The sequence below is a fragment of the Gammaproteobacteria bacterium genome (assembly GCA_003696665.1).
Classification (GTDB): Bacteria; Pseudomonadota; Gammaproteobacteria; order Enterobacterales.
The window spans coordinates 1-12,712 of sequence record RFGJ01000564.1 but is presented as its reverse complement, the minus strand read 5'-3'; the positions used below and the strand labels follow the sequence as shown (position 1 = coordinate 12,712).

Here is a 12,712-nt window from a genome sequence, read left to right as displayed (position 1 = left end):
CAGAACGCGGTTGATCCGAGAGAACAAGGTTTCTTCAACAAAACCTAGTAGCCCTTCAAACATTCTGGCCTTGCTTGGAAAATGGCGATAGAGCGCGGCTTCAGAGACACCCACCTCTTTCGCCAATCGGGCGGTCGTGATGCGTTGTCCAGCGTCACGTTCAAGCATAATGGCCAATGCTTGCAAGATGGCTTGTTTGCGTTCACCGGAAGCCCCTTTACGTGCCATGGATCCCCCTCGTTATCAATGCTTACGTATTAAAATGGCAGCCTGACATCAGGCTTGAGTCTCTCTATTTGCCGCTTAAATATGGATTGAATTCGCTTAAGCGATTTTTCATTATCGGCCTCAAAACGGAACACAAGGCATGGCGTTGTGTTTGAAGCACGGACTAAGCCCCACCCATCCGCGTAGTCGACGCGAACTCCGTCGATGGTGATCTTCTTGCCTTCACCGAAGTCCCCCTCTTTCGCCAGTGCCTGCATTAGGGCGAATTTTTCTTTATCAGTGACCTCAACGTTGATCTCTGGTGTGCTCAGTGTTTTGGGGAACACCGCAAACACCTCGTGAGACTTGCGAAAGTCTGCGGCGAGAATTTCAAGCAACCGGGCACCCGCATATAAGCCGTCATCAAAGCCGAACCAGCGCTCTTTAAAGTAGATGTGGCCACTTTGCTCGCCTGCCAGCAAGGCCCCGGTTTCTTTCATCTTGGCTTTGATGAACGAATGTCCCGTTTTCCAGATGATCGGACGCCCACCATGACCACGAATGGTGGTCCCGAGATGGCGTGAACACTTGACATCAAAAATAATGTCCGCGCCGGGGTTGCGGGAGAGCACATCCATCGAGTACAGCATCATTTGCATGTCTGGCCAAATGATATTGCCCTCGGAGTCGACAACCCCCAAGCGATCGCCATCTCCATCAAAGGCCAGCCCAATGTCCGCCTGTTGTTCTTTCACGGTATCGATCAGGGTTCTCAAATTGTCAGGTTTGCTCGGGTCTGGATGATGATTTGGGAAATTGCCGTCGACGTCACAGTAAAGTCCGATCACTTCGCAGCCGAGCGCTTGGAACAGACGAGGGGCCACATTTCCAGCGACCCCATTCCCACAGTCGATGACGACGCGCATTGGTTGTGCGAGGGCAATATCGTTGACGATGTGACCGATGTAATCGCTGACAATATCCTTTGTTGTCTGGTGTCCGGTGCCGGAGAGCAACTCCCCTGAGACAATACGTCGATACAGGGCGCGTATGTCACTGCCGGAAAGTGTCTCACCCGCGAGAACAATCTTGAAACCATTGTAATCAGGCGGATTGTGGCTACCGGTGACCATGACGCCGGACTTGGCGTCCAGAGTATGGGTGGCGTAGTACAGCACCGGCGTTGGCACTTCGCCGATGTCAATGACGTTTCTTCCGGACGCCATCAGACCACGCTTGAGCGCCTCAGATAAACGTGGGCTAGAAAGTCGCCCATCGCGTGCGACAATCACGGTTTGTTCGCCGCGTTCAAATGCTTCGCTACCAATGGCGCGACCAATGAGCTCAGCGGTTTCTTCGGTGAGTGCTTCATCGACAATGCCACGGATGTCATAGGCCCTGAAAATTTCTTCGGGGATGGTTTTAGCGGCGCTTTGCTTGATCAGTTGCGCATCTTCATCATCTTCTTCCAGCAGTGGCAAGGCATTTTCGTCACCATGCGTATCTTCAATGGCATGCGGAATACGCTTATCAGAAATGTCTTCATGGGTCGTGGTGTCCATCGTACTGGCGCTTTCAACGGTGATGATGCCGGTTCTGGAGAGGCTGAGCGCAAGATCTGTGAAAATGGCCAGTGTGAAGAAGTTCTCGGGGACGGCGAAATGCGGTGTTTTGGCCTCAAGAATAAGACGTAGCAACCTTGAGGCATCTTTTTGAACGGTTTTGCCGAGACGGTAAAGACCGTAAAAGCCGAGCCCTGCGATCAGTAATAGCATGGCAATCACCGCTATCCAAAAAGTGAGGGTGTCGCCATAAATTGAAAAATTTTCGTTCGGCGCAGGCCAATAGGCCATTTCCCAAGGGGTGCCGGAAAGCGCTCCAACACTAAGTGGCTCGCCTTGCTTGAGTGATGGGTCGCCATGGCTGCCCAGAACATGTTTGACGCCACCAAAGACTTGCCTGAGTTCCAAATAGCCTGGCACAGACTGTATTTTGGAAAGGGCATCGTTAATCACTTCCATTTTGAATCCGGCGAGTAGAAAACCGATCAAACGCCCCTCGATTTTAATCGGCTCAATCAAGGCAACGTGCGCATTTGGTGTGCCAACGCCCACGACTTCCGGAAACAGGCGCTCCCCTTTGGCGACACGTCGAATGAGGTCAAGTGTCACATTGGTGATGGGCGGCTTTGAATTTGGATCGGTGGTGCGAATGTCGGCGGGGAGAATACGAACACCGATGGCTTTAGGAAACTGCTGGGTAAGTTGTGCCTCTAGCTGTTTGAGGGCTGGGCCATCGTTGGACAGCACTGCCTGCTTCAAGGGTGGTTGTTGCGCCGCAATGGCAAGCGCTTCAGTGGCACCTGTCGCGGTTAATCGAACCAACTCTGCATAACTGGTCAGGGTCGTCTTTAAGTACCGGTCTGTACGTTTTTGACTGGGAATTTCGATAATGAGGTAGTATTGAATGACAGCAACGGCCAACAAAGCAAGTATACTGATAGACAGCGTGGGTGCTAAAAACCTAAGCAGCGTCAGACCCCGTTTTGGGTGAGCTGCTTTCCGCTGTTTTTTCTGTGGCTGAGCCTCATTTTCCAGAGAGATTTGTTGTTTTCTTTTCACGGCAGTCCTCGCTCAATACAGCTTGCATTTCAATCCAATGTTTAGTGGGTGCCTGAATGGCCGAACCCGCCTTCGCCACGGATGCTATCTTCAAAGTCTTCAACAATTTCGAATGCGGCTTGCAGAACCGGCACAATCACAAGTTGTGCGATTCGCTCACCAACCTGAATAGTATAGGCCTTATTGCCACGATTCCAGCAAGAAACATACAGTTGTCCTTGATAGTCCGAATCGATAAGCCCGACGAGATTGCCGAGCACTAAACCGTGTTTGTGACCAAGGCCAGAACGTGGCAGGATCATGGCGGCCAGCCCTGGATCGGCAATGTGAATGGCGATACCAGTGGGGATCAGCTCGGTTTCACCTGGGTGTAAGGTGAGATCACGTTCGAGCGCGGCGCGCAGATCGAGACCTGCTGAGCCGTCTGTCGCGTAGTGCGGAAATGGAATGGTGTCACCGATACGTGGATCAAGGATCTTGACTTTGAGTGGAAATGTGTGTGATTTGTCGTGAATCATGCATCCCTCTTTTGATCAATGACATGTGTTTTCAACCAACACATTAGCCGGCGCGCCAACAATGGCTTTTCTGATGCTGGCAATTCGATACGTTTTCCATCGGCCGTATAGACAGTCAACGCATTTTGTCCACGCCCAAAACCAAGATCTGAACGGCTGACATCATTAGCGCATACCGCATCCAGCCTTTTTTCACGCAATTTGCGCTTCGCATAGGTTTCAAGGTTGCGGGTTTCCGCGGCAAACCCCACGACCCAGCGCGGGCGGTTTTGGGACATACTCACTGCTTTGATTATATCCGGGTTGCGAATAAAAGTAAGCACTAGCTCGCTGCCTGTCTTTTTGATCTTTTCCACTTGTTTTTGCGCGGGGCGGTAATCGGCGACGGCGGCACAGCCAATGAAACCGTCTGTGGGTTCTGAAACAGCGTCCAATACGGCATCATGCATTTCGAGCGCGGTTGTCACATCAATACGACGAACCCCTGCGGGGGTTGGTTGAGCCACCGGACCTGACACCAGTGTGACATGAGCGCCCATGCGGGCACAGACGTCTGCCAACGCAAAACCCATGGTGCCAGTGCTTCGATTGCCAAGGAAGCGCACCGGATCAAGCGATTCGTAGGTGGGACCCGCAGTGATGACGATACGTTGGCCGGCAAGGAGTGTTGTTTCACTTCGCCATTGTTGTAAAACGCTCATGATGTCGGAGGGTTCAACCATACGACCAGGGCCAATATCCCCGCATGCCTGATCACCTTCGGCAGGCCCGATAATGTGAACACCGCTTTGTCGAAGTGTTTGAATGTTTCTTTGGGTGGCCTCGGATAGCCACATTTGCTGATTCATGGCCGGCGCAATAAACCTCGGGGCACTCGATGCAAGGCTGACAGTGGACAGTAACTCGTCGGCATATCCGTTGGCAAGACGCGCGATGGTATTGGCCGTTGCAGGGGCAATGACGATGAGGTCTGCCCATCGTGCCAGCTCAATGTGACTCATAGCTGCTTCAGCTTGTACGTCAAATTGCTCAATCCGCACGGGTCTTCCGGTGAGCGCTTGGAGCGTGAGCGGGCTAATAAACTGTCGGGCATTGGGTGTCATAATGACCTGGACGGTTGCTCCAGCGTCGATCAACCGACGGGCCAAAATGGCGGCCTTATAGGCAGCGATACCGCCGCTGATGCCTAGGATGACATTGTGATTGGCAAGAAACTGGCAGGACGAGTCGGTCATGGATGACGGCTGTTGTTCTTAGTAAGCGTTATCATAGCGGATGAGGTGGGAGAAACCTAGGCATTGCAAAGGAAAGCGTATGTCGATTAAAGATTGGCCGGAGGATGAAAGGCCGCGCGAACGATTGCTTGCGTCCGGCGGGCACGATTTGAGCGATGCGGAACTGTTGGCGATATTGTTGCGAGCAGGTCGCCGTGGTGAAAGTGCGATCCTATTGGCCCGTCGATTGATAGAAAGATTCGGTGGGCTGGCCGGTTTGATGCGCAGCAGTGTTGAGTTGTTGCTCGCCGAGCCGGGGATAGGGTATGCCAAGGCGGCGCAATTGAAAGCTGCTTTGTTGATCGCGGAGCGTGCCTGGCAAACGAATTGCCGCGAAAAGCCCATGTTTGGTTGCCCGGAGGACGTGAAGCGGCTGTTTACACTACGGTTAATGGCTGAGCCAGAGGAAGTCTTTGCCACCTTGTTTCTTGATCAGAAGCACCGAATGATCGCGTTCAAAAACTTGTTTCGTGGCAGTATCCATGAAGCGTCAGTGCATCCAAGGGTGTTGGTGCGTGAAGCGCTTCGGCTGAACGCGGCGGCGATCATTATCGGCCATAACCACCCTTCCGGTGATCCTGAGCCCAGTGTCGCTGACCGACGCTTGACTTCCGAACTAGGCTCTCTGTTGCGTCACATGGATATTCGTCTGCTCGATCACGTGGTCGTTGGTGGAGGCACGGCGGTCTCTTTTGCTGAAAAAGGCTGGCTCTAACGCCTAAAAATTGATGCATGGCACTTTTGTCCGGCAATAAATCGAGTACACTCAACAGTATGGACGCTTGATATGTTGACAAAGGTGTGACTCGGTTATTCCGACAAGTTTATGTGATTGCTGCCCTGATGCTGCTCTCTGGCCATGGGATTGCCCAGCCGGATGTGCTATGGGTCAGCACGTTCGCGCCACATAAGGCAGACTCGGCGCCACACTGGATCCGTAAAATTGTGCAGGATCACCGAGGCTTGATTTGGCTTGCAACCAAACGGGGCGTGGTCCGTTATGATGGATTGGCGTTTCGTTATTACAACCGACTCAAGGTGATCTCCGGGGATGTTTCCGATATCGAAGTGATCGGCCCGCGCCTGTTGATTGGGTTGCGTAATGGTGGTCTTTACTGGTTTGATCCGCAAAGGGAGACGCTAAGCGTCGTTCGAACGCGGGTAGGAGATCTAGCCAATATCGGCGTTCAGTCGCTTTTTCGTGATGGGCAGGCGGTATGGATTGCCGCGTTTAGTGGCCTGTATCGGTTTGACTTAATCAGCGGCGAAATTCGAACTTTCAATCATAATCCCCTTGACGATCTTGCGCTCCCTGGCCAGATCGTGACGGATATTTTGCGGGCCGACGGTGATCACCTTTGGATCGCGACAGATGCGGGGTTGGGCCAACTGAATGAGCGCACGGGAGAGTTTCGTATCGTTCGGATATTTCCAGACCAACAACCGGCCATCACACGCATCGTCAAAGATGACAACGGCCAGCTGCTGATTGGCACCTTAAACCATGGCCTGTTGCGTATCCCGCCCAATCTTGCGCGCGTACAGCGAATCCGTTTGCCGGTGACCTCGGACAAACTACAGATTCTTGACATGCTGAGAACCAGACAGGGCGCTTACTGGTTGGCGACGAGCGAGGGCCTTTTTGTCAAGCGATCGGCCGCAGACAATTGGCTGCCAGTTCAGACATCAAACGGTGAGGGGCGGGCACTGACGTTATTTGAAGATCAGGCTGGATTAATTTGGATTGGTTCGATTCGTGGCCTGCGGCTTTCTCTCGGTTACGAGGCCACTTTTGGTCGAATCGTCTATGCACCGGTGCAAGGACGCGGGCTGAGCCATAATATGATTACCGGTGTCGCAGAATGGCCAAACGGCGACATTCTTATCAGCAGCTATGGCGGTCTGGATGCCCTCAACCCGGACACGTTGCAAGTTCGTTCCGTTTATCGAACTACACTCGGCGCTGACTTGTCGGCAAGATTGTTGGCGTTGGTGGTCGATCGGTATGGTGCGGCCTGGCTCGTAGATCACAAAGGCCAGCTTGGACGGCTTGAAATCGGGCAAAAGCCGCGTGTCGTGGCTCAACTTCCTGGCGTCGAAGCGAATTTTCGAGTCAATTTTATGTTGATGGATACCCAAGATCGACTATGGATTGGCACCAATTGGGGCGTGGCAGTTTTCCAATGGTCACAGACGACGAAACAGATGGCGTTGCGCCATTGGTATCCCATCGGCGGCGAAAGTGTGTTTGGGCGAGCGGAATTTACCAGTGCTGCCGTTGAGGCGTCAGGCGTCATGTGGTTTGGTACACGCGGCAGTGGTTTGGTTCGATTTTTGCCTGAACAAAGCACTGCTCAGGTTATTTTGCATGATTCGGGTAATCCGAGCGCTTTGCCTGACAACAATATTCACGCTATCGCGCTTGATAAGACGGGTCGCTTGTGGGTGGCTACCGATGCAGGGCTGGCGGTGATGCGCCATAGTGATTCATTTGAGTTCCAGAGTGTTCCGTTAGAAGCGAAGGATATTTTTGTTTCTGATAGTGCGCTTTTATTCGACAGCCGCGGAGCGCTCTGGTTATTTGGTGACGAAGGTATCCTTCGCTGGCAGCCAGAGATGAAGGCACTGAGGCGTTTCGGTCCGCCAGATGGTGTGCCGCCTTTTTTGGTGCCCCCGTTGGTGGGCATGGAAACTTCACGGGGTTGGTTGGTGATTGGCGGCCAACATGGTGTTTTGGTGGCTCAGCGTTTTCAGCGTTGGCTTCCTAGGGTGTCACCAAGAGTGGTGGTGACGCAGATTCGGGTGGGGGATAGGGGCTGGCAGCCGCTCGGCAGCGGGCAGGTAAATTTGAGCTACGGCAATAACGATATCAGTTTGCGTGCGATTGTGACGGATTACCTTTCGCCACAAAACAATCACTTGTATTACCGCCTAAATCCACTCGACAATGACTGGCGTGAGACAAATGCGGGTACCGAGATCAATTTTTCAAACCTTCCGCCGGGAAATTATCAGCTTGAACTCAAAGGTAAAACCGCTCAGGGGTACGAGACACAAACGGTTTTTTCATTGAAGCTCTCGGTGGCCCCTCCCATTTGGTTGACCCCGCAAGCGTATGCAATTTACCTGTTGGTTCTGGCTTTTATTGTGGGTGCCGTTTTATGGTTGTATCGGCGAAAAATGGCACGGCAGGAGGCCATTGCCGAGCAACTGAGAAATTCCGATCGCATTAAAGATGAGTTTCTGTCGATCGTGTCTCACGAATTGCGCACGCCTCTGACTGGGATCATTGGCTTGACACAGGCGCTGTTGAGCGGCAGTGCAGGCAAGCTGAATGAGGATGTTCAAGAAGGACTTAAGCTGATTGAAGGCAGCGGTCGTCGGCTCGCAGCGCTGGTCAATGAAATTTTGGATTTCAAAAGACTGTCGCATCGAAAACTGCACATTCATCCTGTGCCAGTTGACCTTGCGGCTGTTGTTGACGTGGTGACCGCCGTGAGCAAACCACTGATTCAGAATAAACCTATAAGGCTTGAGGTAGACATTGAGGACAATCTGCCGCCAGTGCGGGCGGATAGTGTTCGTCTACAACAGATTTTGTTTAACTTGGTCGGCAATGCCATTAAATTCACTGAACGTGGTGAAGTCCGTATTTCTGCGCGAAAGCTTGATGCCTCGCGCATTCGTGTGTCCGTATCCGATACCGGCTCAGGGATTGCGCCCGAGCATCGAGAACGAATTTTCAAGCCGTTTGAACAGATCGAGCGCTCTCTATCACGCGAACAACACGGCAGCGGCCTTGGGTTGGCCATCACCCGAGAATTGGTACGGCTCCATGGTAGTGATCTGTTTGTGGATTCCACCTTGGGAGAGGGATCGACGTTTTACTTTGACTTATCGATAAGCGACGCCGAACAGGGAGAGGAAATTGTACCTGTCTTGGCGTCGAATAGCGATGTGCCAGATACATTGCCCCAAAATGCGGACGAAAGCGGTGAACAGCCGCGCGTCCTCGTGGTCGATGATGAGGCTGTGAATCGGAGGGTGCTTGTCGATTTCCTTCGTTTGGCAGGTTTTCGGCCTCATGCCGTTAAAAGTGGTGATGAGGCACTGCGTTGCATTGAGCACACCGACTATGATCTGGTGATTTTGGATGTCATGATGCCTAGATTGTCGGGCTATGAGGTCTGTCGGCGGATTCGCGCCAAGTTCTCACCAATCGAGCTTCCAGTCTTGTTGATTTCCGCCCGAAGGGAGGAGCAGGACATTATCTTTGGGCTAGAAAGTGGCGCCAATGACTTTGTGATCAAACCCATTAACAAAGAAGTTTTGCTTGCCCGTGTCAAGACGCTTGTGCTGCTTAAGGAAATTCATGTGGCTCGCCAACAGGAAGAAGCAAGGAAGACTTTGGAGCAAGCCTTCCAAAAGTTAAAGCGTTATTTTCCCGAAGTGTTGGTCCGTCAGGTCATTGAACAGCAAAAAGCTGTGTCGCTCATTCCTTCCCGTCGGCTGATCACGGTGTTGTTTGCCGATATGCAAGGCTTTACGGAGTTGACCGATCGTTTCGAAGCGGAAGTGATCACCGAATTGCTTAATGAATTTGTGGCTTCCATGGGTGAAGTTGTGGAGCGTCATGATGGCGTACTCAACGAGGTGCTCGGGGATGGCTTGGTTGTCTTCTTTGGTGCTCCCGAAGATATGCCACGCGAACAACAGGCGCATGCGGCCGTAGAAACGGCAGTGGCAATGCAAAAGACCATGCAGGCGCTCGGTCGGAAATGGTTGGAACAGGGCATTGATCACCAGGTGGGACTGCGTGTCGGTATCCATCAGGATTTCGCCACAGTTGGCAATATTGGCTCTGAAAAGTTAATGGCTTATCGGGCGGTTGGCAGTGGTGTGAACTTGGCCCACCGCTTGCAAACGTGTTGTGAGGCTGGCGAGGTGGCGGTGTCCTATGCCATTTATGCGCACACACGACACCAATATCGATATTCAGCGCTGTCGGAAGCCTTTTTCAAAGGTTTCCTGCACGCGCATCGTTATTCCAAGTTGAGAATCAATGCCGATTTGAATATAGCGGAGACGACGTCAGAGAACGATATCGAACACGGCAGCTAAGGTTATTTGGCCACCTGAGGGGTTTTGATTTCCTGAGCCAGTTGCTGGTGTAGCGATTTCAGTTTGCGCCATTGGCGCGCATCCATTTCCTGCTGGAGGCGGGCAATGACGCGTTGTGCGGAGCGGTTCCCATTTTTGGCGGAAAGCATGAACCAAGCAACCGCCAGATCGACGTTTCGCTTAACACCGCGTCCTTTGAGATAGAGCACGGCGACATTATGCTGCGCACCCGCATGCCCCTGCTTAGCGGCCTTCATATAAAACTCAAATGCTTTTTCATCACTTTGCACGATATGGGGACGAGCTTTACCGGTGAAGTACAGATTGCCGAGAAGAAACTGGGCATTGGGATCGCCTAGCTCAGCCAGGTGGCGCAGACGACTGTACTCGGACACATAAATTGTTGCACGGTCTGCGACAAGGCCGCCCGCTATAGCGGGCACGGCCACGCAACCGAATGCCAAAACAAAAAGCATCGAGCAAACAAATTGCTTTATGATAGCGCTGTTCCGAGTCATGACGTATTTGTGGACGCTCCCTTCCCGCACTACGGCTGATAATTATCAATTTTAGAACGTGATAACACAATAAACCAGTGAAATATTACCAGAAAAGTTGTGTAATATTCACATCGAAAGGCGTGATGGAGCATGGGCAACATGCAATCTGACTGTGTGGACTGCGACGCATTGAAACAGTTTTCCTTATTTAAGGGATTGGATGACCAATCACTGATGGCCATCAGTCGTTTGTGTTTTGTCAGAACCTTTTCCCCGAGAAGCCTTATTTTGGCAGAGGGAGAGCCGTCAAATGATGTTTACTTTATTTTGCAGGGCAGCGTTAAGGTATTTCTGGACGAACAGGGCGGAAAGGAAATCACAATGAATCAATTGGTCAAAGGGAACTATTTTGGCGAGCTTGGATTGATTCGCGGCACGCCTCGAACTGCCTCAGTGCAAGCGTTGACCCCAACCCGCTTGGCGGTGTTGCCCGGTACGGACTTCAAGCGCTGTCTTCTGTCCTATCCGGTGATGGCCAGTAATCTGATACAAGAGCTTGCCGAACGCCTCTATTTGGCGACGGAATCGATCCGAAGGCTCGGGTTAATGGACGTGTATGGTCGAATCGTCGTGATATTCAACCGCATGGCTGAAGATGTTGCGGGTCAACGAGTCATTCGCGAAAAACTCACGCAGCAGAGCATCGCCAGTATGGTTGGCGCGTCTCGAGAAATGGTGTCGAGAATTTTGAAAGATTTGCGGCGAGGCGGTTATATTGACATCAAGGGTGGCTACATCACCATTCTCAAGGAGCTTCCCGACGAGTGGTAAGGGTCAGGATGCTTTTTGAGGGAGGCCATCGTGCACGGCCCGACCGACAATGAGTGTGCTGGCGCCGCAGGTAAGAAAGGGATCAATCGGCGAGCTTTGCGCGTTCAGTTGCCGACCGAGATATAACCAGACATCAAGGGTGGTCGGTGGTGTTGGAATGTCAGGTGGCGTATTCCCTGTTTCAATTTCCGTCAGGATAACCCTTTGAAGACCAATGTCCGCGAGCGAAGGCAGAAAGTCGGCAAGAGACTGTCCATAAAAATGGCCGATGTTACCAAACACCATGTTGCGCTTGAGCTCCGCAAGTAAGACTATCTGATCCGCAAAATCTAGACACCAAGCGGCCAGCGTGTCGGCATCTCGTAAAGCACTTTTAGTGACCACAATCTTGTGCACGCCGGTATCCTGCCAAATCAAGATATGTTCCTCTTGACAGACGCCACCGCATATTTCGAATTCACAGCGCGGGAATTGCTTCACGAGTCGCCTGACAGTTGGGACATTCCGGGGCTCTTTGTATTGGTAGCCATCTAAGTCAATGATGTGGATATGGTCGATTCCTGCGCTTACCCACTGTTCAGCAACGTCCAACGGATCGACATACCTAGCGTGTTCAAAACGATTTTTGTCTCGTTCCGTGTATACGCATTGGCCATTTCTGAGATCCATGGCTGGAACTATGTGCACGGCAACGCTCCTGTGATTTCACGCAAGTATTCATAACTGTAGCCAAGGGCTGAGAAGTTTGCTTAAAGTTTTCGCACAAGTGATAGCCATTCGTCGGTCCATGCCGCGACATCGCCCCAGCGCCTCCGTTCACGCGCCTCAACGAGGCGAACTTGCACTTCTTTTAGCTGTGCGGTGTTGGATAGCCACTGTTCGGCTAAAGCAAAATAGTCTGAAGGCGTTGTTTGACATAGCTCGTCAAAACCAAGCGATTGATTGATGGCAAATCCCATACGTGACAGCATGGTGCGGCCAGGCATGGTCAGAATAGGCAAGCCAGCAGCGATGGCTCCGACCGCTGTGGCGCCAGCGTTATAACCGAAAGTGTCGGCAAAGAAATCACAGGCCTGTAACCGTGCTTGATGCTCAAGCAAGGGTAAAGGAGCGGCGAAATGTACGCGAGGCAAGACGTCTGATTTTGTTTGGGTAATCCAAGCGCACAGATTGTCCCGGGTCTCTGTGGTTGGGGCGTACAGCCACAAGTGGCAATTGGGATATTCTGCCAGTAGCTTAAGCCACGAGGCAAGCCATAACGGCGTGATTTTATAAGCATTGTGAAATGCGCCAATGACAATATCGGTATCTTTGAACCCCCACTGGCGCTTGTGCCTTGTTTGCGGCGAGCGATGTTCGAGTTCGCAGCAGGAAAGCAGGCCACAAGGATGCATGATGGGCTTTTCTGCCATGACTGTGTGACCATCTGGTGGCCAGATCCACGGATCGGTCGTGATGAAGTCGTAAATGCCAGTACCCGCGGTATTCAAAAAGCCCCATTGGGAGATGTTGATGTCAAGCGGTCGCTTGGCCACCACATTTGGACGCCCGCCGGAGGTCAGCCCGGTCAGGTCGAGTAAGATGTCTGCTTGAGACGCCCGTATGGCCTCGAATACGCGATTGTCCGGCCATTGGCTGAT

At 52.2% G+C, this 12,712-nt stretch carries 10 protein-coding genes; 3 read left to right on the top strand and 7 right to left on the bottom strand.

Annotated elements, in window-relative coordinates; translation table 11 throughout:
- The 4 genes from slmA to coaBC form a co-directional block, all read right to left on the bottom strand.
- Window positions 1-228: nucleoid occlusion factor SlmA (gene slmA, locus D6694_13805; GenBank protein ID RMH36602.1), on the bottom strand; the 228-nt coding region annotated here is incomplete at its 3' end.
- Between the two features lie 29 nt (window positions 229-257).
- A complete protein-coding gene (locus D6694_13800) occupies window positions 258-2,228 on the bottom strand; it encodes a phosphomannomutase/phosphoglucomutase (GenBank protein RMH36603.1) in 1,971 nt (656 codons plus the stop codon).
- Window positions 2,229-2,869: 641 nt separating this feature from the next.
- The gene (locus D6694_13795; GenBank protein RMH36601.1) at window positions 2,870-3,346 is read right to left on the bottom strand and encodes a dUTP diphosphatase; all 477 of its coding nucleotides are present in this window, start codon (window positions 3,344-3,346) and stop codon (window positions 2,870-2,872) included.
- Window positions 3,343-4,581, bottom strand: a complete 1,239-nt coding sequence (coaBC, locus tag D6694_13790; protein RMH36600.1) for a bifunctional phosphopantothenoylcysteine decarboxylase/phosphopantothenate--cysteine ligase CoaBC — start codon at window positions 4,579-4,581, stop codon at window positions 3,343-3,345. The genes D6694_13795 and coaBC overlap by 4 nt, the downstream gene beginning before the upstream one ends.
- Window positions 4,582-4,660: 79 nt before the next feature.
- Here coaBC and D6694_13785 point away from each other — a divergent pair, with 79 nt between their 5' ends.
- Together D6694_13785 and D6694_13780 are read left to right on the top strand one after the other, a co-directional pair.
- A complete protein-coding gene (locus D6694_13785) occupies window positions 4,661-5,335 on the top strand; it encodes a JAB domain-containing protein (protein RMH36599.1) in 675 nt (224 codons plus the stop codon).
- 86 nt (window positions 5,336-5,421) lie between these two features.
- Window positions 5,422-9,741 (top strand): response regulator, encoded by a 4,320-nt coding sequence (locus D6694_13780; protein ID RMH36598.1) that lies wholly within the window; start codon window positions 5,422-5,424, stop codon window positions 9,739-9,741.
- A 2-nt stretch (window positions 9,742-9,743) separates the two neighbouring features.
- Here the strand turns inward: D6694_13780 and D6694_13775 are convergent, their stop codons facing one another.
- Window positions 9,744-10,259 carry a sel1 repeat family protein gene (locus D6694_13775; GenBank protein RMH36597.1) on the bottom strand — a complete coding sequence of 172 codons (516 nt, stop codon included), beginning with the start codon at window positions 10,257-10,259 and terminating at the stop codon, window positions 9,744-9,746.
- Window positions 10,260-10,391: 132 nt separating this feature from the next.
- Here D6694_13775 and D6694_13770 point away from each other — a divergent pair, with 132 nt between their 5' ends.
- On the top strand, window positions 10,392-11,072 hold the full coding sequence (locus tag D6694_13770; GenBank protein RMH36596.1) for a Crp/Fnr family transcriptional regulator: 681 nt from the start codon (window positions 10,392-10,394) through the stop codon (window positions 11,070-11,072).
- Between the two features lie 3 nt (window positions 11,073-11,075).
- Here D6694_13770 and D6694_13765 read toward each other — a convergent pair whose 3' ends face one another.
- A complete protein-coding gene (locus D6694_13765; GenBank protein RMH36595.1) occupies window positions 11,076-11,741 on the bottom strand; it encodes a hypothetical protein in 666 nt (221 codons plus the stop codon).
- Window positions 11,742-11,821: 80 nt separating this feature from the next.
- Window positions 11,822-12,712: hypothetical protein (locus D6694_13760; GenBank protein ID RMH36594.1), on the bottom strand; the 891-nt coding region annotated here is incomplete at its 5' end.